Raw genomic sequence first — 25,035 nt, 5'->3', positions numbered from 1 at the left:
TCATAGCCTGCATCTACATATTCCTGTGCAATTTCTCCTATTTCCTCATCTTCCATTTCATATACATAATCTGATAATAATTTCAATAATTCTTCTTTTGTTCTTGCCATTTTAATACCTCCTACTTAATTTCTAATAAGTTTTTATCTAATGGATATTTGCCATATTTTCTAGCAGCTTCCATGAAGTATTCTATGTTTTCTAATGGAACATTCTGTGTCATATCGCAACCTGATGCCAGGATATATCCTTTTGGACTATCATAGGTCTTTTTAATTGCTGTCTTTACTGCTAGATGTATTTCTTCCCTATTTCCATGAAGCAATATTCCTACAGGGTCAATATTTCCAAGTATCGGCACCCTGTGTCCTACAGTATTTTTTATTTCTTCTAAATCCACAACATTGTCTACACTCAACATATTACATCCAGTATCTACCATATCTACTGTTATTTTTGTACTATTACCACAAATATGGTATGTATTTATACCCCCCACCTCTTGAATAGTTTCATTTAACTCTGTAGCATAAGGCTTAACAAATTCCTGATACTGTTTTTGTCGAAGTAGCGTTCCAGATGCAATTGGATCACATTGGATGATGATAGCACCTGCTTTAATAAATTCTATATATATTTCTTTCAATGTATTAGTGCATAATCTTAAGAGCTTATGTACCCCTTCAGGATTTTTCTTAGTGGCTCTCAAGATTAATTCCACAGGATATATACTAGCTGCTGCAGTAAATGGACCAGATATTAGGACACCAGTTGGCACTTCATTACCAACTCTATCTATACAAATCTTAACAGCTTCTAAGTTAGATTGAAGCCATGGATCATTCTCTTTACTTGCCTTAGAGAAGTCTAATGAATCTAGATCGGCCAAGTCTTTAAGTACGTGATTACTAATGGCTGGTACACTATCATCCGGATCCGTCATTTCAGTACCAAGTGCAGTACCTAATCCATGTAACCCATATTCTATAATCATAATATCATTGCCAAATCTTTCATAACAGGCAATTTGTGCTTCTGCTTGATATAGTGCAGAATTTCTCTTCTTTTTATGAGTCATTCCATATACTCTATGGGCTACAGATACCAGTATAGGCATGGCTAATATCCTATCCATTTCTTCCCCAGTCATAAAGGCCTGTAATCTTTCATTTGGCGTCATTTGATCGTACCTGTGCATGTGTTTAACCTCCTAGTTTAACTTTAGAATTTTGAGTTTCTTGTTTTTTAATGAAATATCTCTATTGTGAATACAGATATTCCCTGTGGCTGATACTTTATCTTTTAACTTCATATATGCTTCTTCATAAGTCATAACTTCATCAAGCTCAATTTCCTCCCAGTGGGCAAACTCCAAAGATATTAACTGAAGTGTAGTTTTAGGGCATAAATGTAGTACAGCTTTGTTATCAATCATTTTAATGGCATCCATTACGAAAGGATAAGAAAAATTTTTACCCTGCATTCCAAAGTACTTTGGACCAAGGATATTTAATGCTCCAACCGGATCTTCAAAAGCTAAAACATCTGCTCCTGCTTCTATTGTTTTTTCCATATACAGAAGAATTTGCACTTTTAATTTTTCAATAACGGTTGTAATAACATCAGGATCCTTCCTCCAAGTTTTAAAAATCTTACTTGGATCTATTAGATTGTTTAAAATTGTGATCGGCCCAGTTATATTTACAACTATATTTTCTCCAGTTAATTTTAGATCCTTTATTGCTTTAATTACTTCTTTTAATCTACCTTTATTGAAGTCTAAGTCAGGAAGACTTAATAGATCCTGAATGTTTTCATATGCATATCCTTTACATCTTGGTCCGATTTTTGCAGTGCCAAGATTTATATCTCCACCATAATTTTCTGCTTCCACTGTATGACAAAAAGGTAATAAGCACATTGTCATCTTTTTATATTCCTTATTGACCTTGGCTATTTTAACCAATCCATTGGCCATAGTGTATCCCTCAGGAAAATCCAAGTTTACTATCTTTACTACCTCATCTTCTAAACCAGCTGTATCAGACCCTGGTTTGCATTTATAATCTACAAATTGGTACATTTTTACCCCTCCTACAATTGTTAAGCTTTGACCCCAAAATTGTTATCTAACTCCTACTTGCTAAGCACTTATCTCTTATAATAAAACAATTATACCACTAAAATCAAGCTCATTAATTCATCTATGCTTCATACTCTTAGGTAAACATAGCCGTTACTCACTATACTCCTCTACAAAACTGTAAGTAGTGCTAGTATATAAATAGGATAACTCAAAAATAATAAATTCTATATCTGATATAATAAAAACAATCAGAGAAGTAGCGGATCTATTATGAAAAACAAGAAAAGACATTATATAGTTACTGAGGAACGCAATACGTTTCAAAAGCTTATATTGAAGAAACTCCTGCTATTGAATTCATAAGAAGCTACTCTAAAAAGTCTAGTAGGTATATTTCCATAACACTTACTAGACTTTTAAATTTTAAAATATATTATTTATCTTCTTTATACTTTCCTATTTTGACTAATAATGACCTATCTGGTGGAAATCCACTTATTGGATCTAAAGCTTCATTATCTGTAAGTTCATTTACATTTGCTGAGTTCCAGCCATGTTGAATTATAACGGCTGTAGGAAGTATTTCTTCTGTTATCTCTGCCTTTAAATTTATACTTCCCCTTAAACTTTCAATATTAACCATATCGCCGTTCTTAATTCCATGTCTTTCTGCTGTATGTGGATGGATTCTAACCATTGGTTCTTTGTTATTTTTATATTCTTTAAGAGACTTTATATTCCTATATCTTGAGTGATAATATTCCATATATCTAGCTCCTGTTGATAGCGTTAATGGGTATTCTTCAGCCAATTCTTTAGTAGATAATTTACTCTCAGCCGGTTCATAATATACTGGCAAAGGATCATAGCCTAACTGTTTTAGGGTTTGAGAATATATTTCTATTTTTTTAGAAGGAGTATCAAAGCCATTTTCTTCATATCTCTTTTCTTTGAACTCTCTATGTTTATATCCATAATCCATATTTAATATTTCTTCAAAGTTTTTTCCCAATTTCTTAAATCTATAATCTATTGCTTCTTCCTCCGTATTCCAAGGAAAATCCTTTTCATATCCCATAGCCCTAGCTATATCTCTGATAAATTCCCATTCAATAACTCCTTGATTACTCCCTATTATCTTAGGTGATATTCCTATTACTCCCTCTCCAGATGGTCCAACTTTATTCCATATTTCATACCTTTCTACAAAGAAACTTCCTGGAATAATTAAATCTGCTAACATCGCTGTTTCCGTCATAAAATTATCCATTACAACTAAAAAATCTAATGTTTCTAAGGCTCTCCTTAACTTATTAGTATTTGGCCAACTAAGCAATGGATTACTTCCTATTACAATCATAGCTCTTATTGGATAAGGTTGCCCTTCAAGAATAGCATCACTAAGTATGTTAGCTTGGGCCACATCGTATGTTTTACAGAATAGAGGAAACTCTGTACTGCCTATAGACCCTTTATTAAACTCAACATCATTCAATCTTAATGAAGATAAAAATGCAGGGGAATTCATCATAGCACCACCAGCTATATCAACATTGCCCATAATTGCTTGAAGTATTGAAATTGCTCTACCTGTTTGAAAACCATTTGAAAGAAGTTCTATTGCTATCCCCGGGGTAATATTAGATGGATTATTATTAGCCAATATTCTAGCTGCTTCAATAATAGTTTCTGCAGAAATCTCTGTAATATTTCCAACTTCCTCAGGTGTATAATCCTTTACTAACTCTACTAACTTTTCAAATCCTAAAGTCCACTTTTCTACAAAGTTTCTATTATAAAGATTCTCTTTTATAATCACATGAATAAGACCTAATGCTAATGCTCCGTCTGTTCCTGGTCTAAGTTTTAAATGTATATCAGCTCTGCTAGCTAAACTTGTTTCTTGGGGGTCTACTACTATTAGCTTTCCTCCCTTTCTTATACTTTCATTAATATCCATCATTTGATAAGGATTGGAATTACTAGGATTATAACCCCATAAAACTATGCATTTGCTATTTTTGTAATCTGGACTTGGTAATACTCCTAGAGTAATCTTGTTAGCTAGTTTTTTTGATAAGTGACAATGACTTCCTGCCGATGAATAATTAGGCGTTCCATAACTTTGACAAAATCTTTTTGCATATTCAGGAAATTGTCTCCTTACTCCTGCTTCTCCTGCATGTATTGACAATGACTCTGGTCCAAAGTTATCTTTCAAACCCTTTAATTTTTTAACAATTATCTTAATTGCATCTTTATATTCTATCTCTGTCCAGTTACCATCTTTATCTTTTTTCATTGGTTTTATTAGCCTATCTTTAGAGTGAACTATCTCAGGTAACGCCTTTCCCTTTGGACAGATATATCCTTTGGTTATAGGATGATCTCGATCTCCCCTGACTTCGAGTATTTTATTGTCTTTTACTAATAACTCAATCCCGCAACTTCCCGAACAAAAACTACATATTCCCTTTATCATAACCTCCCCCCTTATACACCTTTTCCATGGAGTATCTACCACTGCTTAACTCATTTATTGAAATAGTTTCTCTTGATATATCATTCTAAATTTCTTGATTATAAAGGATTATTAAATGATATTATAATACTAATTAATAAGCCTCTATATCTCTTTAATCTTCTAGTCTAAATTAATCGTCTTTTGCGCTTCCTTTAGAAAAGAATCATCTATAGCTTTTTCTCTTGATACTTTATCCTTTATAATGCCAGATGCTTTTGCCATTTCATTTATTGCATCAAATCCAGAATCAGAAAAGTCACCTGTTTCAGAAAATATTCCATTATCTTTTATTTCTCTAATAGTTCTTTCTAGATATTCATTATCTGAAAATGATGGTCTTATGGCTTCTATTATTTCTTCGACAGAATGCTCATTTGTCCAAAGTGTTGCTTTATAAACAGCATTTACATACTTTTGAACTACTTCTGGATTTTCTTCTATATATTTATCCGTAGTGAAAGTAATATACATCTCGTAAGTTTCTGAATTAAGTATCTTTTTGTGAACCTCTGGTTCATACATATCTACAAGCATTTTAGCACCTGAATCTAATAATAATTGTCTGGTTTCTGGTGATGCATAAGTAGCACTGACATCTTTGTTTTCAAGTGCTGCTAGGATCCCCGAGTTAGGCATTTTAACATAACTTGCATCAGAATCTACATTTAATCCTGCTGATTTTAACACTGATCTAACAAATTGTCTTGGTGAACTACCACTATCTGCACCATTTATTGAAGTTCCTTTTAGTGATTCTATAGAATTGTATTCAGGACTTGATACGAATGAATATGGAAATTTATCTGTAGCTGTTATAAGCAATTTTGTTCCTTGCATTTTCTCATTAAATCCAAGTATCATTTCTGGACCAAATAATCCAAATTGAGCATCGCCAGATAATACAGGAGCTGTAGGAACATCCCCTTGTACTGTGACAATATCAACATCTAATCCTTGCTCTTCAAAATAACCTAATTCTTTGGCCAAATGAACTGGTGCCCAAAGAATTCCTCTTACCGGTTCTGATATTGTAATTTTTTGCAACTCTTCAGATTGCTTAGTATTTTCTTTTTCTGTAACATTTTTGTTACCTGATTCTTTACTATTCGAATCTTCTGTGCTACAAGCTGAAACTCCAACTAAAATTGTAAAACATAGTACTAATAATAAAATCTTTTTCATTTAATATTTCCCCCTCTATATTTTCATTATATATATTAAATAATTAAAATAAATTTAATATTAATCTTCAACTTTTATATTAAATTTATTTATCATATCTTCCAAAGTCTCTTACTGCTCTAAGCATTGCATCAATATTGCAAGCGGGCGTCAAAGGAGATAACCCACAATCAGGCATTAATATAAAGCCTCCTGGAAAATCTTTCATTTTATTAATAATTTCTTTACTCTCTTCATAGACCTTATCTGGGTGTTCATTACTTAATGTTATATTCTTTACATTACCACCCATAATATAATCATCACCTAAATATTCTGCGGTCTTTACTATATCCATCTCTGTACCAACTGCAATTATTGTTCTTTTCGGCAACTTTATATCTTTTATCCAATAATCAAGATTATTAGTATGATCACCGCATAGATGTACTATCATTGATTCCACTCCCCATTTTTGAAGAGTATCTATAATTTCTTTGGTATATGGTAACGAAAATTCGTCAAAGTATTTTGGGGATATCAATGCATGAGATTCTAACGGATATGCAGAAAAAGCTGATACTTTTTCTATTCCAAATCTATCAATCATATACTTTGCAATTTTAAGAATATAATCGGTACTTATCCTCATAAGAGAATGAATTAATTTTGGATCTTTTACCATTGATCTTAGCAGTTTATCTGCCCCTATAAGTGCCTCAACTCCTGTAAGAGCAGATCCTGCTGGAACGCCATATCCAAATCCATTTTCTATTGATAATTCAGCAAACCTTATCATCCTTGATGCCATTGGTGCAGATTCTATATTAGGCATATTTATTTTTAAAATATCTTCAACAGTCTCTATTGGATATTTTACTACTTTAGGCAACGCTGCTTTATTTTTAAATGAAAATTCTAGTTCCCCCCCAAAGTCCAAAGTTTGCCAATTTGGAACTCCATAGCCTGGTTTTGCATCATACTTATGGAGCATTATTGAATTTATATGAGATTTTAAAGCTATCTCCGGGTTTAAATAATACTCCCTTGCAGTGTGATTAGATATTAATGCAGTATAAGTACTAGCGAAAGGATTCATAGGTATTCTATCTATCTTTGTCTTCATAATTAGACCTTTCATTCTTTCCACTGTAGTCAATTCCATATTTACCCCTCTTTTACCATACTTCATTCAGCCATATTTAATACATCTATTGCCTCCAACGAAGTAGTCTTTTTTCTATATTCTTTAACAACGAATCTATCATCGACATTAAAAATAATAAAATAGCTATACACGAAAGTACTCTAGTAATATTATAAACACCACCTGCTGATTGAACCATCCAACCAAGCCCTTGATTCGAACCTAAATATTCGCCTACAATAGTACCCATTACAGCTGATCCTGCACCTGCCCGCAAACTTGCAGCAATCCAAGGAACACATGAAGGCAATGTTACTTTCATAATGATTTGAAGTTTTGAAGCACCCATTGTCCTTAAAGTGTCAATTAAATTTATATCTGTATTTTTGAAGCCTGCATAAGCATTAAAAAACACTAAAAAGAATACCATAATTGTTGACATAACTATTTTTGCCTTTAACCCAATACCAAACCATATTATAAAAAGAGGTCCTAAGGCTAATTTAGGTAGTCCATATAAACCTACTAAAATTGGATCGAATATCTTAGAAAATATATTGAAATTACCAAATAAAAATGCTATCACTACACCAGAGATGGTTCCATATACTAAACCAAGAATCGACACGCCAAGTGTTACATTTATATGAGGCCAAATCTCACCTGTTTTAAACAATATTATTAAATCCTTAAAAATCTCTAATGGAGAACTAAAAAAAAATGTGTTTATAATCTGTCTACTAGCTGCGATCTGCCAAATTATTATAAGAATAATCATAAATATAACACTATAGAATTTATCCATTATAAAATTTTTCATTTTCATATACTTATCATTTCCTCTTCCTTAGCCTTAAGAACTTCATTTTTTATGTCTTCCCAAATATCTTTTTCTAATTCTATAAATCTGTAATTATGTTTGATTTCTTTAATGTCTCGAGGTCTAGGTATCTCTACAATATACTTAGACTTTATATTTGATGGTCTGTAACTCATCAATATTATTCGATCTGCTAAAGTAATGGCCTCACCAATATCATGGGTTATATACACAATTGTATTTTTTCTCTTTTCCCATATTTTCAATATCTCATCTTGTAGTAATTCTTTTGTAAATACATCCAATGGCCCAAAAGGTTCATCCATAAATATAATTTCAGGGTCTGTTGCAAGTGCACGAATTATAATAGCTCTTTTTCTCATTCCACCAGACAATTCATAAGGATATTTATCTTCAAATCCAGATAAACCACTACTCTCCATAAGTTCTCTCGCTATTTCATGTCGCTCTTTTTTATTGACCCCTTCAATTTCTAATCCTATAGCTACATTATCTATTATCTTTCTCCAAGGTAGAAGTGTATCAGATTGAGATATATATCCAATTTTGTGTTTATTAAAAGTAAATGTTTCCCCATCAATCAATATTTCTCCCTTAGTTGGCTTTATCATACCCGCCATAATATTTAATAATGTACTTTTCCCACAACCACTGGAACCAACAATTGCTAAAAATTCACCATCATTTACAGATAGATTTATATTATTTAAAGCATGAACTATTTCGCCATCTTTAGATTCATAATTATGTATTAAATTATTTATTTGTAACTTTTTTTTATTTTCCATCTAATTAAATAACCTCCTTACATAATCTATTTGATACTCATCAATATGATTTGATATAATGTCCATTCTGTATTTATTTGGAAGCATTCATGCACATCCTGACTTTAGATATATCTTATTAAAGTTTTATAATCAAAGAAGGAGCGGATCTATTATGCAAAACAGGAAAAGACATTATATCGTTACTGAGGAACGCAATACGTTTCAAAAGCCTATATTAAAGCAACTCCTGCTATTGAATTCATGAGAAGCTACTCTAAAAAGGTAATACTTGGGATAACGTGATAATTTTATTATTTTCAGGTATTATCTTGCTTTTCACATTATATTACTGTTATAATGATAATGATTTAAATAAGTAAAGTAAATAATCCTTTTTTATCTTTTTTTATCTTTTTTCATCCTTTTTTATCTGATCATAATCTATGATAGTGCATTACAGTGCTAAAGTCAAGCATGATTATTTAGATTTTAACATACAATACTTACACTCCACAGTTGTAAAATAAGCTATAAACCTTGTAGATTCGATATTATTTGACATATAAATATCATATAGAGGTAGAAAATCCTGCTAATAAAAGTATAATAGGAAGTGTACCCATTTGAACAGATTATAAAAAAACTTGCAATTAGCAAGGTTTTTTTGTTTATTATATAATTTATTTTAAAACTTGTTTATGATATAATAATATAAATAATAATTTAAGATAGGTGATAAAATTGACTACTATTAAAGATATTGCTGCTAAAACTAACTTATCTATATCCACAGTTTCTATAGTTTTAAATAATAGAGCATCAAGAATACCAAAGTCTACAAGAGATATAGTTATAAATGCTGCAAAAGAACTTAACTATAGACCAAATCAACTCGCTGTAGGCCTTGTAACAAAGAGAACAAAGACACTTGGACTAATAGTGCCCGATATTAGAAACAACTTTTTTTCAAGCCTTGCTAAAGGTATTGAAGATGAAGCTAGAAACAATGGATGGACAGTTTTACTTTGCAATTCAAATGATTCTCATAAAAGAGATTTGGAATATATAAAGATGTTAGAGGGAAAAGGAGTAGATGGCATACTTTATTCTATGTCATCAGATAGCAATCTTAAGAATTTCAAAGAAAAATATTCTTTAATTAAAAACTTTGATATTAAATTCTTAATGATAGATAGATATCTTGATTTTCCTGCTACTTTTCCCAAAATAAATGTGGTAAGTTTAGATCACTTTAAAGGAGGCTATTTAGCAGCGAAACACCTTATAGATTTAGGCCATAAAAAAATAGCTTGTGTTACAGGACCTCAATATTTAAGTGAATCAAACGATAGATTAAGAGGCTATAAACAAGCATTAGATGATGGTTCTATTGAATATGATGAAGAGCTTATAGTTGAGGGAAATTATCATATAGAAAGCGGTGTGTCAGCCGTAAATAAACTAATAGAAAAAGATTTTACTGCAATCTTTGCCTTTAATGACATGATGGCCTATGGTGTTTTAAAGGGTCTTAAAACTTATAATTTGTCTATACCCCATGATATATCTGTTATTGGATATGATGATATTTATTTATCAGAGATATTGGAAGTTCCCCTAACTACAATACACCAACCTATAGAAGTAATGGGACGGGGTGCCGCAAAGCATTTTATAAATATTATCGATAGCAAAGAAGAGTTTTTAGATAATCTACCACTTTATTCTCCTGAGTTAATAGTAAGAAAGAGTACTTCCAAACCCAATAAAAGATTATTAAATAAAAGAACTCAAGTTATTTAAATTCTACATTTAAATAACTTGAGTTCTTTTATAATTATATTATTTTAGTCTTAATTTACTTGTTCTAACTTCTTTCATAAATGGAATTGAAGTTTCTGCTCCCATTCTAGATACTGCTGTTGCAGATGCAAGTGAAGCTAATCTTAGTGCTTCTTTAACACTATAGCCTTGTACTAAGCTACCTATAAAATACCCTGTAAATGTATCTCCAGCAGCTGTAGTATCAACTGCTTTTACATCAAATATGCCATGTTCTAAAATTAAATCTCCATCTTTAAATTTAACTCCTTTTTCTCCTAGAGTTAAAACAATTTTAGCCTTTGGAAATTTATCTCCTAAACTTTCTAATAAGTTTTCAGATATATCTATCCCACATATATCGGCAGCTTCTATTTCATTTAATATAAAATAATCTATATAATCTAGATTTAATTTAAATATATTTTCATCTATAGGAGATGGGTTTAACACTATAATAAGACCTTTTTCATGAGCCTTTTCCACTATATATTGAAGCATATTTATCTCATTTTGTAATATTAAAAAGTCTCCCTTTGAAAACTTATCCAATATATTATCTATTTGATCCAAATTCATCATCTGATTTGCACCACCAAATAATAATATACAGTTCTCGCCATCATCATTAACTTGAATAATAGCATGTCCTGTAGAGACATCCTCTATCTCCCTTACAAAATCAGTATTTACATTGTTTGTTTTAAGGACTTCAACTAAAATATTACCATCTAATTTTCCTACTGCCCCTGCGTGATATACATGAGCTCCAGATCTGGCCAGTGCTATAGACTGATTTAGTCCCTTCCCTCCAGCAAATACCTCTCTTTTTTTAGAAGACTTAGTTTCTCCAGGACGTACAAATTGATCTACACTATAGACATAATCTAAGTTTAACGATCCAAAGTTTAATATTTTCATAGTATCTCCTTGTCATTAGGCATTAAGCTTTATTTGTTAAATAATCTAAAATACCTTTCCATAGTTCATTATAAAACTCCCAGCTTACAAACTCTGGTGATCCCCAATGTGGTGCACAGTCAGAAGTAAATACTGCTGATTTACCCTTCCCAAATTCTCCTACTGCTATAAATGGATCATCTCCAATAGTTGCAAGAACTTCTCCTTCTGGTATAGCAACTGTTCTATTATACCCTAAGAAATGAGGCCACTCTTTTGGAAGTCCTTTAAGAGCGTCATGCTCTTTAACTGTTATAGGAACTATTCCTTCAGGATGTTCTGCCCTATCATCTATATCGAGGCATTTAACTGGAAGTATATCTTTTACTGCAGTTTGTCCGTATCTGGTTTTAGCATCTATTCCAGTAAAGGACATATATCCTCCTATCATTAAAAATGAACCCCCTCCATTTACATAATCCTTTATAAGTTCACATCTATTTGGAGTTTTGAGTCCCTTTGCAAAAGTATCATTTGGAAGTAGTAGCGTGTTTGAACCTATATCTGATAAGATAACACATTCATATTTATTTAATTCTTCACTTGTAGTAGGGAACTTATCTGGAGCTAAATGATTTGGAATATACTCTACTTCATATCCTGCTTTTTCTATAGCATCTCTTATAAATCCTACCCCTTCTTCATAGCTACTAGTATAAAAGGTGTCAAAGCCCTTAACATGAGTAGTATAAGTCATCCATGATTCTCCTGCTATTAATATCTTCTTTGCCATTTTTATCTCTCCTTTATCTATTACACCAATCCATTATAAGTTTTGAGTATATAAGTATTGCATCTAAATATTGGTCTATTTCAATATATTCATTTACTGCGTGACATTCAGATTGTCTTCCTGGTCCATATTGAAGCGTTGGACACCCGGCAATGTTTTTCCATATTCTAGAATCACATCCTGCAGGAGAACCAACTACGTCAACTTCTCTTCCCATAGCTACTTTAAAAGAATCCTTAAATGAATCCACAAATGGGTGATCTAGTTCCATTTCAAAAGGCCCTCCAGCTTGGTATATAGAAATTTTAGGCTTATGATCTTTAAGCCATTCATCACCCTCACATGTTCTATATATAGCTTCAGTATATTCTTTAACTACCATCTCATGATCCATCTTTTCTGGTAAATAGTGTACACAAGTTGAAAAAGAACAGAAACTTGGAACTGTTGAACCCGCTGTTCCTCCTTCAATTACACCAAAATTTGATGTTGGAGAAGGTAAAAGAGCATGTTTATATTTCATTAGCCATTTATGTTCTAGTTCATTTATAGCACCCATAATTTTTTGGGCTTTTTCAATGGCATTTACTCCAAGCCATTTTGATCCAGAGTGAACAGCTACTCCTTCTACTTCTACTTTAAAGAAAACAAATCCCATATGTGCCGCTATAAGTTCATAGTCAGTAGGCTCACAAACTACAACTGCATCTGCCTTCTGTCCATTCATAGCAGCTGCAATGGACCCATTTCCCCCACCTTCTTCATCTATAACCGAAGTTATAATAACGTCCCCTGGCAAATCAATACTAGCATCCTTTAAAAGTTCAACTGCCATTATAGATGCCATAAGTCCACCTTTCATATCAGCTGCTCCAAGCCCAAATAACTTCCCGTCCTTTATAGTCGGACTATGAGGGGGAGTGCTCCATAGAGCAATATCTCCAGAAGGCATTGTGTCTATATGTCCATTAAACATTATAGACTTACCTTCTCCACCTTTAAATTTTGCATATACATTGTATCTATCCTCATAATTGTGTCCAGGATTACCTTCTTTGAATTCTTTTATTGCCTTTTGTATAACTTCTTCTGTTACCTGATCTACACTCACAGAAGCTCCCATCTTTTTAAACATATCTATCAAATAGTCTTGTCCTTCTTTTTCAAGTCCTCCATCAATACCATGACCTATATCATGAGTATCTATTGCTACAATATCTAAAAGGCGGGATATATATTTTTCCTTATTTTTTTCTAGGGTTCTTTTTAATAGTTCAATCATTCCATCACACCCTTTATTTAATTATATAGTTTAATACATTCTTCCACTATATCCCAAAACTTTTCATTATCTAGTTTTACCGCTACTAATGAATTAGGTTCTTCTTTAGTAATATTAAAGTAGTCACAAAGTGTACGACCATAACATTTTTCACTTCTTATCTCTACTTCTGTATACATAGGTTTTACCTCTATCACGCTTGGATCAATAAGATAAGCTATGCAAGTAGGATCATGAAGTGGACCACCTTCCCATCCAAATACTTTCTTTTGTTGCTGACCAAAAAATCTCATAAGATCTGCAAATAGATGTGCAGCTTTTGTATCTATTTTTTCCATTCTTTCAACTATACTAGGATAGCATAGTGCTTGTCTTGTTAAATCAAGTCCCATCATAACTACAGGTCTACCTGATGTAAATACTACATGAGCTGCTTCAGCATCAGCTAATATATTGAATTCTGCAGCTGGAGTTACATTCCCAAGTTGGTAAGCTCCTCCCATAAGAACTATTTCTTGAATTTTATCTACTATTCTTGGTTCCATACGCATTGCCATAGCAATATTAGTTAAGGGACCTGTAGGTACTAAAGTTATATCTCCATCTGACTCCATAAGTGTGTCAATTATATAGTTTACAGCATGCTTATCCTCAGCTTTTCTCGTAAGGGTGTCAAATACTGGACCATCAAGACCTGTTTCTCCATGTATATCATCTGCTATTACTTGCTTATCTCTTACCATAGGAAGACTACATCCTGAATAAACTTTTGTATCTATATTTAAATACTGGCATACATTTAATGCGTTTCTAGTAGTTTTTTCAAGGGTTTGATTGCCCGCTACAATTGTAATTCCAAGCAAATCAATTTTAGGATGTATAGCTGACATCATAATAGCTACAGCATCATCATGACCTGGGTCACAGTCTAATATTATCTTTCTTTTATCCATATCTAAAAACATCCTTTCAAATTTAATTTTTTACTGTTGCAATTGTTAATGAACTCTTAGCCTTTTCTTCTCTTCTTTTCTTTCTCCACATTGAAAATGCAAGTACTGATATTGTTATAATATAAGGTAGCATTAAAACAAACTGTGAAGGCCATCCGTAAGCCTGTAGTCTTCCACCAATACTATCTACAAAACCAAATAATAAACTTCCTACCCAAGCTAGTGCAGGATTTGCTCCTCCAAAGAACATTGCAGCTACTCCCATAAAACCTCTTCCATTTGTCATGTTTTCAATAAACATTTGAGAATAACCTATTGAAAGATGTGCTCCCGCAAGACCACCTAAAACACCTGAAATTATCATTACTTGATATTTCATCCTATTTACATTTATACCTGCTGTCTCTGCAGCCATTGGAAAGCGTCCTACTGATCTAAGTCTTAAACCCCATACAGTTCTATAAAGTAAGAAAGTAAGCAAAAGAACCATTACTATTCCAAATATCTCCATCAAAGACCAGTTATTAAATATTCCATTTAAGTACTTATTGCCTTCTAAAAATGGAATATTTATCTTTGGAATTCCAACTATCTTTGGATCTGTAAAACTTCCTGTTGTTCCTAAAAATTGTTTTATACCAAATTTTGTAATCGCAAGGGCAAGCATGTTTATAGCTATACCTATTGCAGTTATATCAGCTTTATATTTTATATGTGCAACCGCCATTATAAGTGCCATCAATACTCCAGCTATCATCGATACTATCAAAGCAAGAATCCAACTTCCAGTTGTATAACTAACCAACACAGCTGCAAAAGCAGAAGTAAGCATAATTCCCTCTGTACCTATATTTGTAATGTCTCCTTGTTCTGTTATTGCAGCAGCCAAGGCGGCAAATAAGATTGGAGTAGCGGCTCTTATAGTAGCATATATGAGTGTATAATCAAATATTGAATCAAAATTCATTTATTAGCCCTCCTCTTAAATTTGTTCCTCTACAAGTTTTGCTTTTCTTTTTTGTAGAAAAGCAAACAGTGCTTCCATTGTTGCAAATATTATAAATACAGCTATTATAGTATCTACAACTGATTTTGGTACTCCAGTATATCTCTCCATGCCTAGTGCTCCAGATTTTAATACTGCAAGGAAGAAAGCCATAAATGGTACCATCTTAATATCATTTTTAACTATTAGTGCTGCAAGCATTCCATCAAATGCCATACCAGAAGAGAAATTATCTAGAAAATATCCATATGTTCCAAGAACTTCAATAGCCCCTGCAATTCCTCCTATTGCTCCACTTAAAAACATTGAATTTATTATACTTTTTTCAGGTTTAATACCTATATACTCTGCGTGTAGGGGATTTAAACCAACTGTTGTAAACTTATAACCTAAAGTTGATTTGTTTAAAATCCAATACACCAAAACAGCTACTCCAATTGCTATAAAAAGCCCCATATTTGCTTGACTTGGTTTCATAAACTGAGCTAGTTTTGCACCAGCTGCTACAGTTGGGGTTTGAGGTACACCTGTTTTAGCAGATAGTGGTCCATTTACTAAATATGAAGTAATATATAGTGCAACATAGTTCATAAGAATGGTAACACAAACTTCATTTACTCCTAAATATGCTTTTAATGAACTTGGTATATAAGACCAAGCGGCGCCTACTAGGGCTGCAACTACCATACAAAGTAGAATGAGTATAGGTCCCGGTAGACTGGTAAATGTATAACCTATCCAAGCTGCAGCTATTGCTCCTAAATATAGTTCTCCTTCTACTCCAACATTGAATACACCCGCTCTTGCTGCAGTTGCAAATGCTAGTGAGGTCAATAGTAGAGGTGCAAATTTTTGAAGTGTAGTACCTAAATTTAATTTTCCAACAAACGCACCTTTAAATAGCTGAATATATGCCTCTATAGGATTGTGTCCTAATGCAAGCATAATCACAGCACCAATTAGTATGGAAACTAAAGTAGTTAATAACAAGTTTATATATTTATTTGGGGATTTTGTAGTTATAAACGTCCTCCTCTTTACCATTATAAATTCCCTCCTATATCTTCTGAATCATTATGTCCTAGTTTTCCACCCATCATAAGCAAACCAATATTATTTTCATTTCCATTTTTAGCATCAAGAATACCAGTAATCTTCCCTTCATACATAACCGCAATCCTATCTGAAAGAGAAAGAATTTCATCAAGGTCTGCTGATACAAGTATTATGCCTTTACCATTGGCCTTTACCTCATTAAGTATCTTTCTAATAGACTCTATAGCACCAATATCAACTCCTCTAGTAGGCTGGGATGCTATTAAAAGTTTTCCATCTGCATCTACTTCTCTTGCAACAACTATCTTTTGAGCATTTCCTCCGGATAGAGCCTCTGTAAGTATTTCAGGGTTTGTAGGTCTAACATCAAATCTTTCAATCAGGTCTTTTGTAAAACTATCGATCTCTTTATTATTTAATACTAAACCTTTTGAATAAGGTTTTTTATCTATTTTAACTGCAATCATATTGTCTTTAATAGATAATTTTCTATTAAGACCTCTTATGTTTCTATCTTCAGGTATATGAGTCATACCGGATTTTCTAATCTTTAAAGGACTTTTATTTGTTATATCTTCTCCATCTAAAATAACTTTTCCTTTTTCTACTTTTCTAAGTCCTGTAATAGCTTCTATAAGTTCGCTTTGACCATTTCCATCTATTCCTGCGATTCCAAGTATTTCTCCTTGTTTTACATCCAGTGATATTCCTTTTATCTTAGATAATTCTTTTTCTCCTGATGTCCAAAGGTTATCTATTTTTAATACAGTCTCTCCCACTACAACATCTTTTTTCTTTACATTTAAAAATACTTCTCTGCCTACCATTAATTTAGCAAGTTCATCTATATCTGTATCTTCTTTGTTTACAGTATTCATATATTGTCCATCACGCATAACGGTAATTCTATCAGAGATTTCCATTACTTCTTTTAATTTATGAGATATAAATACAATAGATTTTCCATCTGCTTTCATACTATTTAATATTTCAAAGAATTTAACTGTTTCTTGAGGTGTAAGAACTGCTGTTGGTTCATCTAGTATAACTATTTCTGCACCTCTATAAAGTGTTTTTATAATTTCTACTCTTTGAGCTTCTCCTAGTGGTATCTGATTTATTTTTTTGCCAGGCTGAATATCCATATTATAAGTATCTATATATTTTTGTATCTCTTTTTTAGCTTTGTCAAAGTCTATAGTAATATTTTTTGTAGGTTCAAATCCAAGTATTATATTTTCTAATACTGTAAGTTCATTTACAAGCATAAATTCTTGGTGAACCATCCCAATTCCATCTTTTATAGCTATATTTGGAGTAAGTCCTTGAACTTCTTTACCCTTTATTTTTATAGTACCAGAGTCATTTGGATATATCCCATATAACATCTTCATCATTGTAGATTTACCTGCGCCGTTTTCACCAATTAGCGAGTGTATTTCTCCCTTTTTAAGATTAAATTGCCCATCTACAACAGCTTTTACATCCCCAAAACTTTTTGTTATATTTGTCATTTCAACTATATAATCGTTCATCTAAACACCACTTTCCACTAATTAGTTTTATTTATATCCTTTTACTTTTAAAGAAGTGGTCTGCTATATACAAACCACTTCCAAATATTCTTATTTTATTATTTTCTTCCAAATCCTTCATAAGCTTCAACTTTAATTTCTCCGGATTTAACTTTCTCTTCTAATTCTTTTATTTTATCAAGGATATCTTGAGGGAATTTATCACCTAGAGCTTCTTTCATAACTGACATATCAGTTAATCCAACTCCTCCATTACTTATATCAAGATAAACTGTCTTATTTCCTTCATATGTGTCTTTAACAACTGATTCAATTGCAAGATAAGTTGCATTATCAACTCTCTTTAACATAGATGTTAAAATTGATCCTGGGTATACGCCATCTTGGTCTAAGTCAACCCCTATTGCGTATTTTCCTGATTCTTTAGCAGCTTCAAGGATTCCAGTACCAGTACCAGAAGCTACGTTCATTACAATATCTGCTCCTTGACTATATTGAGCTATTGTAAGTTCTTTTCCTTTTAATGGATCATTAAATGTACCTGCAAATGATTGTAAAACTTTTACTTCTGGATCAATATATGCAGCACCTTGCTTGTATCCTGTAAAGAAATCAGCAAGTACTGGTATATCAAGTCCACCTACCCATCCAATAACTTTTTCTGGGTTTACTCCTTCAATATCTGACTTAGTAGTAAACATAGCAGCAGCAGCTCCTGCTAAAAATGAACCTTCATTTTGTGCAAATGTTGAAGATGCTACGTTTTCTCCCTTAACAACACCATCGATTATTGCAAATTTTGTATCAGGGAATTCTGGAGCATGTTTCGCTACTATCTCTTCAAACTGAGTAGAAACGCCTATAACTAAATCATAACCATCTGCCGCCATAGCAACAAAGTTAGATTCCCATTCTGCTGGCTCTTTTGATTCCATCTCTTTAAGTTCAATGCCAAATTCTTCTACAGCTCTAAGTGCGCCCTCGTGAGCAGAGTCGTTAAAAGACTTGTCCCCTAAAAATCCAGAATAAATCAATGCTACTTTTAGTTTATCCTTTCCTCCAGCATCCTTTCCTCCTGAGTCTTTGTCTGCCGGTTTTGATGAACATCCAGCAAGAGTACCTATAACTAGAGTCATAACTAATAATAATGTTACCACTTTTTTCATGGCTCATTCCTCCTAATATTTTTTAAAAAGACAATATTTAGTAAAACGTTTTACTAAGTATTATTACCTATTATTTTAATTTATAAATCGACATTTGTCAACAGATTTTATATTAAGATTATTTAATTGTTACTTTTAAAAATCCCGCTACTCTAATAGCAGATAGAGAGTAAAAGAAGATCTATAGCATAATGCCATGATCTTCTCTTATAAGACAAATGTATTTGCAGTTATTATGTCCATATAATCTTTTGTCACAAGTTTTATAGTATGATCGTCTATTTTCTCCATCCCAGGATAAAACTTCATTTTAAAAGCATGTACATGATCTTTAAAGGAAATTATCTCTTCAAATTCTTCTGGGACTTCAATGTGACATTTACTTACATCTCCAGTAAGTGCATCCTTAACTCCAGATTTAATCCTCCCAAGTGCTTCTTCCTTCGATAAATTGACAGTACATCCACCATAACATTCCTTTGTAGCTACTGTAGTAATATTAGGATTTATCTTCTTTGCTTCATTGCATATTTCCCTATCCCCTGATAAAAACACAACTGGAACACGGTTATTTTCGGCAGTATAGGAGTTTATTAAAAACTCTGTTGTATACATTCCATTTAATTTTATATAATTTGTAGATCCTGTAGATGTATGAGATAGCGGACTTCCAGGGTTTCCAGCTCCTGAGTGATAACCAATAAATATTACCGCATGGAAACTTTCATCTAATCCATACATCATATTATAAGGATGTCCACTCTTACCTCTAATAAGTTTAACTCCCTTAGGCATTTTAAATACATCAATATTATTTGCAAGGCCATGTCCATCTTTTACTATCACCTCAGTAGCTCCAGCTTCGATAGCCCCTTCACAGGCTGCTACTACTTCTAGAGTCATTTGATCGGCAAATTGTGCATACTCCGGATCTCCCTTACGACATTCTTCTTTAAAAGTAGATCCAACTACTCCTTCTATATCCGCACTTATAAATATTTTCATATTCCACCTCTTTAATAGTAGTAAAATATTATTTTTTAAGAATTTTATCTATAGATTCTCTATTGAATTCCTTTATTACATTTGTTGCCAATTCTATTGTATCATCGATATCATTTATAGAACAATAATTGTAATGAGTGTGAACATATCTAGATGGTATACCCAAGACTAAAACTGGTACACCTTCATTGGAAAGGTGAATAGCACCTGCATTTGTGCTTCCTCTTCTTCTTACTGCTGATTGAAATTTAATGTTTTTTTCTTTAGCTATATCTTTTGCATATTGAATGTATTGGGAGCTTCCGATATAACTTTGATCCATATGTCTTATCTGCACACCTTTATTTAAACTTCCTTGGGCAGTAATCTCATCAAAATATATATCATCAGCAGGTGAGCCTTCAAATACAATTGCTAAATCAGGTTTTACTCTTTGACTTGTAATTTTAGCCCCTCTCATTCCAACTTCTTCTTGGGCCGCAAATCCGCCAACAACATCAATGTTTAAATCGTCCATTTCACTAAGTCTATTCATCACCTCTATAATACACATACATCCAAGTCTATTGTCAAAAGCTTTTCCTCTTAAAATTCCAGTTTTTTCATCATATTTAAAGTCTACAAGTGGTGCTATTGGATCTCCTATATCTATTCCATAGTATTCTATTACTTCTTCTCTGCTTGATGCACCCACATCTATATACATAGACTCAATGCTAAGCTTATCATTTGCTCTTTCTTCATCTGTCATAAAGTGGGGCGGCTTAGAAACTGTTATTCCTTCGACAATTTCGCCTTTTCCATTTTTTATATTTACTAAATGAGCTGGTATATTGCTATTTATCCAACCACCTAGAGTAACAAATGAGATTAGCCCATTTTTTAAAATACTTTGCACCATAAAGCCTACTTCATCGCTATGAGCATCTAATAATATAGTCTTTCTTTTACCAGTGTTTTTATTTAGTTTAGAAAAAACATTATTCATAGAATCACTTTCTACATCTGAATCTTTAACATATTTTTTTATTACTTCTACAACATCTTCTTCAAAACCGGATGGACCAAATGCATTTGTTAAGTCTCTTATCAATTCTATATTTCCCATAACTTCCTCCTGTTAAAAAAACTATTCTTTTTCATCATATAGATGGCAATACACATAATGCTTTTCATTTATTACTGTCTTTTTAGGAACCTCTACTTTACATCTTTCCATAGCCCTATTACATCTAGTATGAAACTTACATCCTGAAGGAGGGTTTAGTGCAGATGGTATACTTCCCTCTAAAATAATCCTATCCTTTTTTGCTCTTGGATCTGGAACTGGAACAGCTGAAAGGAGTGCTTGAGTATAAGGGTGTAGAGGATTTTTATATAGTTCCTTTTTATCTGCTACTTCTGCAAAATTACCTAAATACATAACACCTATTCTGTCACTGATATGTTCTACAACTGACAGGTCGTGTGCAATAAATATATATGTTAGATTGAATTTTTCTTTTAAGTCTTTCATAAGGTTTAATACTTGTGATTGTATAGAAACATCAAGCGCTGATACAGGTTCATCTGCTATAACAAGCTTTGGCTCTACTGCTAGTGCTCTTGCTATACCAATCCTCTGTCTTTGACCGCCTGAAAACTCATGAGGATATCTTGGAGCGTGATAGGAGTCTAGACCTACCTGCTTTAGAAGTTCTACAACTCTTTTATCAGTTTCTTCTTTTCCACTTGTCAGCTTGTGTATCTTTAAAGGCTCAGCTATTATCTCTCTTACTGACATTCTAGGATTTAGTGAAGCATAAGGATCTTGAAAGATCATCTGTATATCCTTTCTAACTGAACGCATCTGTGCATTATCATAGTTAGATATATCTTTTCCATCAAAGATTATTTTACCACTAGTTTTATTGATTAAATTAGATATGAGCATACCAGTTGTAGACTTACCACATCCAGATTCCCCTACTATACCTATTACTTCACCTTCATATACATCAAAATCTACCCCATCTACTGCTTTTACATATTCTTTTTTACTTCCTAAAATTCCTTTTCTTACTGGATAGTATTTTTTTAAACCTTCAACATGTAATAAAATCTTTTTCACTATAGCTCACCTCCATATTCTTTCTTGCATAGCCAACATCTGCTTTTGTGTTCATTATCAAATGTAAAAAATGGTGGTTCTTCTTCTTTACAAATATCCATTGAATACTTACACCTTGGTTCAAACTTACAACCCTTTGGCATAAATTTAGGGTTTGGAACATTTCCAGGGATAGAGTCTAGTCTTTCCACTTCAACACCAAGTTTAGGTATTGATTCTAAAAGCCCCTTAGTATATGGATGTTGTGGATCTTCAAATATAGTAAATACATCTCCGCTTTCCACTACCCTTCCACAGTACATTACAACAACTTCATCACAAACCTCTGCCACTACTCCTAAATCGTGGGTGATAAACATTATAGACATTCCTATTATTTTTTTTAGCTCCAATATAAGTTCTAGTATCTGAGCTTGAATAGTAACATCAAGAGCAGTTGTAGGTTCATCCGCTATAAGTATCTTTGGATTACATACTAGAGCCATGGCTATCATTATTCTTTGTCTCATCCCTCCTGAGAGCTGAAAAGGGTATTCATTTATTATCTTATCTGCTCTAGGGATACTTATTTGTTCAAGAATCTTTATAGTCTTTTCTTTAGCCTCTTGTTTACTCATATCAGAATGCTGGAGAAGGCCTTCCATTATTTGATCGCCTATTTTTAATACAGGGTTTAAAGAAGTCATAGGCTCTTGGAAAATCATACCTATTTGACTTCCTTTAAGTTTTCTTTTTTCTTCTTTACTTATATTTACTATATCTTTTCCATCTAATAGGATTTCACCTTTTACTATCTTACCTTTAGTACCTTCTAGTAGATTCATTACAGAGAGTGCAGTTACACTTTTTCCACTTCCTGACTCTCCTACGATTCCAAGTGTTGAACCTTCTTTTAAATTTATATCTACACCATCTACCGCTTTTACAATTCCATTATCTGTATAGAAGTAGGTATGTAAATCTTTTATTTCTAATATATTTTTGTTTTCCACTTTTTTCATTTATACCTCTTCCTCTCTTACTCAGTTAATTTAGGATCTAGTGCATCTCTAAGACCATCGCCTAAAAGATTAAATGATAAAACTGTTAGAAATATAGCTAGCCCTGGGAAAAATGTCATATGCCAATTAAGTCCTATATATGCTCTACCAGTACTAAGCATAAGACCCCATTCTGGACTTGGTGCCTGTGCACCCATTCCTAAGAAACTTAAACTTGAAGCAGTAAGTATAGAAGAACCTATTGTCATAGTGTAGTAAACTATTATATTAGACATAGCTCCCGGTAAAATGTGCTTAAAGAGTATTCTAGCATCACTTGCCCCTAAGTTCTTTGCAGCCTTTACAAATACACTTTCTTTTAACTCTAAAGTAGTACTCCGTACAATTCTTGCAAAAGAAGGAGTACTAAATATGGCAACTGCTATTATTACATTTCCTATACCAGGACCTAATATTGCTATAATTCCTATGGCTAAGATAACGCCAGGAAATGCAAATAATACATCCGATATTCTCATTATTATACTATCTAAAAACCCTCCATAATATCCGCTTATAAGACCAAGTGCTGTACCTGCTACTGCTCCTATTGTAACTGATAAAAGTCCCACAAAGAGGGATATCTTTGTCCCAATTATTATTCTACTAAAAATATCTCTACCAAATTCATCTGTACCAAAAAAATGATCACCTGATGGACCTTGTAATACATTTGCATAGTCGTATTCGCTATAATCATATGGAACTACTTTATTTCCTATTAAAGATAATATAATAAGTGTTAAGATAAAAACACTTGCAGCTATAGCTGTTTTTTGTTTCTTAAACTTACCTACAAATTCTGAAAATGGACTTCTCATATCTCTTTTATAGTTTAAGTCTTTTTCATGCTTTTCATTTAATAAATTCTCATTGTTCATGATATGCCCCCTTTCTATTGCATTTGTATTTCTGGATTTAATCCTGCATATAATAAATCTATAACTAGGTTTATTACAACAAAATGAAGTGAAAAGATTAAGATTAGAGATTGTATCATAGGATAGTCTCTAAAATTTACAGAGTCTATTAGAAGACTTCCAAGACCTGGAAATGCAAATACAGATTCAGTAACTACAGAACCGCCTAATAAGAAACCAAACTGAAGACCAACAACTGTAACAACTGCTATCATAGAATTTCTAAATACATGTTTCCAAACTACTTTGTTTTCTCTAAGCCCCTTTGCCCTTGCAGTTCTTATATAATCTTCTTTTAATATTTCAATTATAGAAGATCTAGTAAATCTAGCAATGATAGCTGCAACACTTGCTCCAAGTGTTATAGAAGGAAGTACTAAAGATTTAAGTCCTTCAGAGCCAACTGTTGGAAACCATTTTAAATTTACCGCAAATACACTTATTAGCATAAGCCCTAGCCAAAACGATGGTACAGATATACCAGATACTGCCAAAGTCATCCCTGTATAATCTTGCCATTTCGATCTATTCTTTCCTGAAAATACCCCAATTAAAACTCCAGCTATAACAGACCATAAAAGACTTACCACAGTTAATCTTACAGTATTCATATACCTTTGTCCTATTTCATATGTAACTGGTCTTTGAGTTTTTAAGGAAGTTCCCATATCTCCCTTCATTAGTCCTAACATATAATCTTTATATTGCTCTGGTATTGATTTATTTAATCCCAAAGTTTCTCTTATGTTTTCTACATCTTCTAATGTAGCATCAGGCCCAGCTACACGTCTAGCCGGATCTCCTGGAATGAATCTTACAAACATAAATACAAATACAGATACAATCAGGATTGTTGGTATCACAGCTAAGGTTCTCTTTAAAAAATATCTAAACATACCTAATTCTCCTTTTTTAATTC

At 32.7% G+C, this 25,035-nt stretch carries 22 protein-coding genes; 1 reads left to right on the top strand and 21 read right to left on the bottom strand.

Annotated elements, in window-relative coordinates; all coding sequences use genetic code 11:
- Positions 1-121 precede the first annotated feature (121 nt).
- The 7 genes from TICRE_RS07320 to TICRE_RS07290 all read right to left on the bottom strand — a co-directional run bounded on the left by TICRE_RS07320 (position 122) and on the right by TICRE_RS07290 (position 8,547).
- Entirely contained in the window at positions 122-1,198 is a 1,077-nt protein-coding gene (locus TICRE_RS07320) for a uroporphyrinogen decarboxylase family protein (protein ID WP_075726635.1), read from the bottom strand.
- Positions 1,199-1,210: 12 nt separating this feature from the next.
- Complete coding sequence (locus TICRE_RS07315; protein ID WP_075726633.1) at positions 1,211-2,083, bottom strand: uroporphyrinogen decarboxylase family protein; 873 nt, start codon at positions 2,081-2,083, stop codon at positions 1,211-1,213.
- Between the two features lie 436 nt (positions 2,084-2,519).
- Positions 2,520-4,568: a molybdopterin-containing oxidoreductase family protein gene (locus tag TICRE_RS07310; RefSeq protein WP_075726631.1), complete on the bottom strand. Its 2,049-nt coding sequence runs from the start codon at positions 4,566-4,568 to the stop codon at positions 2,520-2,522.
- 162 nt (positions 4,569-4,730) lie between these two features.
- Positions 4,731-5,792, bottom strand: coding sequence for an ABC transporter substrate-binding protein (locus tag TICRE_RS07305; RefSeq protein WP_075726629.1), 1,062 nt, complete (start codon positions 5,790-5,792; stop codon positions 4,731-4,733).
- Positions 5,793-5,877: 85 nt separating this feature from the next.
- Positions 5,878-6,936: a uroporphyrinogen decarboxylase family protein gene (locus TICRE_RS07300; RefSeq protein ID WP_158016465.1), complete on the bottom strand. Its 1,059-nt coding sequence runs from the start codon at positions 6,934-6,936 to the stop codon at positions 5,878-5,880.
- 46 nt (positions 6,937-6,982) lie between these two features.
- On the bottom strand, positions 6,983-7,738 hold the full coding sequence (locus TICRE_RS07295; protein ID WP_233120163.1) for an ABC transporter permease: 756 nt from the start codon (positions 7,736-7,738) through the stop codon (positions 6,983-6,985).
- A 2-nt stretch (positions 7,739-7,740) separates the two neighbouring features.
- Positions 7,741-8,547, bottom strand: a complete 807-nt coding sequence (locus tag TICRE_RS07290) for an ABC transporter ATP-binding protein (RefSeq protein ID WP_075726623.1) — start codon at positions 8,545-8,547, stop codon at positions 7,741-7,743.
- 723 nt (positions 8,548-9,270) lie between these two features.
- Between TICRE_RS07290 and TICRE_RS07285 the strand changes: the two genes are divergently transcribed.
- On the top strand, positions 9,271-10,332 hold the full coding sequence (locus tag TICRE_RS07285; RefSeq protein WP_075726621.1) for a LacI family DNA-binding transcriptional regulator: 1,062 nt from the start codon (positions 9,271-9,273) through the stop codon (positions 10,330-10,332).
- A gap of 39 nt (positions 10,333-10,371) precedes the next feature.
- Here the strand turns inward: TICRE_RS07285 and TICRE_RS07280 are convergent, their stop codons facing one another.
- From TICRE_RS07280 to TICRE_RS07215, 14 genes are all read right to left on the bottom strand, one after another.
- Positions 10,372-11,271: a ribokinase gene (locus tag TICRE_RS07280; RefSeq protein WP_075726619.1), complete on the bottom strand. Its 900-nt coding sequence runs from the start codon at positions 11,269-11,271 to the stop codon at positions 10,372-10,374.
- Between the two features lie 22 nt (positions 11,272-11,293).
- Positions 11,294-12,043, bottom strand: coding sequence for a glutamine amidotransferase (locus tag TICRE_RS07275; protein ID WP_075726616.1), 750 nt, complete (start codon positions 12,041-12,043; stop codon positions 11,294-11,296).
- A gap of 13 nt (positions 12,044-12,056) precedes the next feature.
- The gene (locus TICRE_RS07270) at positions 12,057-13,325 is read right to left on the bottom strand and encodes a M20 family metallopeptidase (protein WP_075726614.1); all 1,269 of its coding nucleotides are present in this window, start codon (positions 13,323-13,325) and stop codon (positions 12,057-12,059) included.
- Between the two features lie 17 nt (positions 13,326-13,342).
- Complete coding sequence (gene rihB, locus TICRE_RS07265; RefSeq protein WP_075726612.1) at positions 13,343-14,278, bottom strand: ribosylpyrimidine nucleosidase; 936 nt, start codon at positions 14,276-14,278, stop codon at positions 13,343-13,345.
- Positions 14,279-14,300: 22 nt separating this feature from the next.
- Positions 14,301-15,245: an ABC transporter permease gene (locus TICRE_RS07260; RefSeq protein WP_075726610.1), complete on the bottom strand. Its 945-nt coding sequence runs from the start codon at positions 15,243-15,245 to the stop codon at positions 14,301-14,303.
- 15 nt (positions 15,246-15,260) lie between these two features.
- Positions 15,261-16,328 carry an ABC transporter permease gene (locus TICRE_RS07255; RefSeq protein ID WP_075726608.1) on the bottom strand — a complete coding sequence of 356 codons (1,068 nt, stop codon included), beginning with the start codon at positions 16,326-16,328 and terminating at the stop codon, positions 15,261-15,263.
- Positions 16,328-17,875 carry an ABC transporter ATP-binding protein gene (locus TICRE_RS07250; protein WP_075726606.1) on the bottom strand — a complete coding sequence of 516 codons (1,548 nt, stop codon included), beginning with the start codon at positions 17,873-17,875 and terminating at the stop codon, positions 16,328-16,330. Before TICRE_RS07250 ends, TICRE_RS07255 begins: the two co-directional genes overlap by 1 nt.
- A gap of 98 nt (positions 17,876-17,973) precedes the next feature.
- A complete protein-coding gene (locus TICRE_RS07245) occupies positions 17,974-19,041 on the bottom strand; it encodes a BMP family lipoprotein (protein ID WP_075726604.1) in 1,068 nt (355 codons plus the stop codon).
- Positions 19,042-19,248: 207 nt separating this feature from the next.
- The gene (locus TICRE_RS07240; RefSeq protein ID WP_075726602.1) at positions 19,249-20,046 is read right to left on the bottom strand and encodes a M55 family metallopeptidase; all 798 of its coding nucleotides are present in this window, start codon (positions 20,044-20,046) and stop codon (positions 19,249-19,251) included.
- A gap of 28 nt (positions 20,047-20,074) precedes the next feature.
- Complete coding sequence (locus tag TICRE_RS07235) at positions 20,075-21,154, bottom strand: M42 family metallopeptidase (protein WP_075726600.1); 1,080 nt, start codon at positions 21,152-21,154, stop codon at positions 20,075-20,077.
- A 21-nt stretch (positions 21,155-21,175) separates the two neighbouring features.
- Positions 21,176-22,156, bottom strand: coding sequence for an ABC transporter ATP-binding protein (locus tag TICRE_RS07230; protein ID WP_075726598.1), 981 nt, complete (start codon positions 22,154-22,156; stop codon positions 21,176-21,178).
- Positions 22,156-23,157, bottom strand: a complete 1,002-nt coding sequence (locus TICRE_RS07225; protein WP_075726596.1) for an ABC transporter ATP-binding protein — start codon at positions 23,155-23,157, stop codon at positions 22,156-22,158. Before TICRE_RS07225 ends, TICRE_RS07230 begins: the two co-directional genes overlap by 1 nt.
- A gap of 17 nt (positions 23,158-23,174) precedes the next feature.
- Positions 23,175-24,077 carry an ABC transporter permease subunit gene (locus TICRE_RS07220; RefSeq protein ID WP_075726594.1) on the bottom strand — a complete coding sequence of 301 codons (903 nt, stop codon included), beginning with the start codon at positions 24,075-24,077 and terminating at the stop codon, positions 23,175-23,177.
- 14 nt (positions 24,078-24,091) lie between these two features.
- Positions 24,092-25,012 (bottom strand): ABC transporter permease subunit, encoded by a 921-nt coding sequence (locus TICRE_RS07215; protein ID WP_075726592.1) that lies wholly within the window; start codon positions 25,010-25,012, stop codon positions 24,092-24,094.
- Between the last annotated feature and the right edge of the window lie 23 nt (positions 25,013-25,035).

The organism is Tissierella creatinophila DSM 6911, assembly GCF_001940565.1.
In the GTDB taxonomy this organism is placed as follows: domain Bacteria; phylum Bacillota; class Clostridia; order Tissierellales; family Tissierellaceae; genus Tissierella_A; species Tissierella_A creatinophila.
This window is presented reverse-complemented; position numbering and strand designations above follow the sequence as displayed.

Bases quoted from the DNA above. Each gene is read 5' to 3' on its own strand.
- TICRE_RS07320 (WP_075726635.1), bottom strand. From the start codon at position 1,198: ATGCACAGGTACGATCAAATGACGCCAAATGAAAGATTACAGGCCTTT.
- TICRE_RS07315 (WP_075726633.1), bottom strand. From the start codon at position 2,083: ATGTACCAATTTGTAGATTATAAATGCAAACCAGGGTCTGATACAGCT.
- TICRE_RS07310 (WP_075726631.1), bottom strand. From the start codon at position 4,568: ATGATAAAGGGAATATGTAGTTTTTGTTCGGGAAGTTGCGGGATTGAG.
- TICRE_RS07305 (WP_075726629.1), bottom strand. From the start codon at position 5,792: ATGAAAAAGATTTTATTATTAGTACTATGTTTTACAATTTTAGTTGGA.
- TICRE_RS07300 (WP_158016465.1), bottom strand. From the start codon at position 6,936: ATGGAATTGACTACAGTGGAAAGAATGAAAGGTCTAATTATGAAGACA.
- TICRE_RS07295 (WP_233120163.1), bottom strand. From the start codon at position 7,738: ATGAAAAATTTTATAATGGATAAATTCTATAGTGTTATATTTATGATT.
- TICRE_RS07290 (WP_075726623.1), bottom strand. From the start codon at position 8,547: ATGGAAAATAAAAAAAAGTTACAAATAAATAATTTAATACATAATTAT.
- TICRE_RS07280 (WP_075726619.1), bottom strand. From the start codon at position 11,271: ATGAAAATATTAAACTTTGGATCGTTAAACTTAGATTATGTCTATAGT.
- TICRE_RS07275 (WP_075726616.1), bottom strand. From the start codon at position 12,043: ATGGCAAAGAAGATATTAATAGCAGGAGAATCATGGATGACTTATACT.
- TICRE_RS07270 (WP_075726614.1), bottom strand. From the start codon at position 13,325: ATGATTGAACTATTAAAAAGAACCCTAGAAAAAAATAAGGAAAAATAT.
- rihB (WP_075726612.1), bottom strand. From the start codon at position 14,278: ATGGATAAAAGAAAGATAATATTAGACTGTGACCCAGGTCATGATGAT.
- TICRE_RS07260 (WP_075726610.1), bottom strand. From the start codon at position 15,245: ATGAATTTTGATTCAATATTTGATTATACACTCATATATGCTACTATA.
- TICRE_RS07255 (WP_075726608.1), bottom strand. From the start codon at position 16,328: ATGGTAAAGAGGAGGACGTTTATAACTACAAAATCCCCAAATAAATAT.
- TICRE_RS07250 (WP_075726606.1), bottom strand. From the start codon at position 17,875: ATGAACGATTATATAGTTGAAATGACAAATATAACAAAAAGTTTTGGG.
- TICRE_RS07245 (WP_075726604.1), bottom strand. From the start codon at position 19,041: ATGAAAAAAGTGGTAACATTATTATTAGTTATGACTCTAGTTATAGGT.
- TICRE_RS07240 (WP_075726602.1), bottom strand. From the start codon at position 20,046: ATGAAAATATTTATAAGTGCGGATATAGAAGGAGTAGTTGGATCTACT.
- TICRE_RS07235 (WP_075726600.1), bottom strand. From the start codon at position 21,154: ATGGGAAATATAGAATTGATAAGAGACTTAACAAATGCATTTGGTCCA.
- TICRE_RS07225 (WP_075726596.1), bottom strand. From the start codon at position 23,157: ATGAAAAAAGTGGAAAACAAAAATATATTAGAAATAAAAGATTTACAT.
- TICRE_RS07220 (WP_075726594.1), bottom strand. From the start codon at position 24,077: ATGAACAATGAGAATTTATTAAATGAAAAGCATGAAAAAGACTTAAAC.
- TICRE_RS07215 (WP_075726592.1), bottom strand. From the start codon at position 25,012: ATGTTTAGATATTTTTTAAAGAGAACCTTAGCTGTGATACCAACAATC.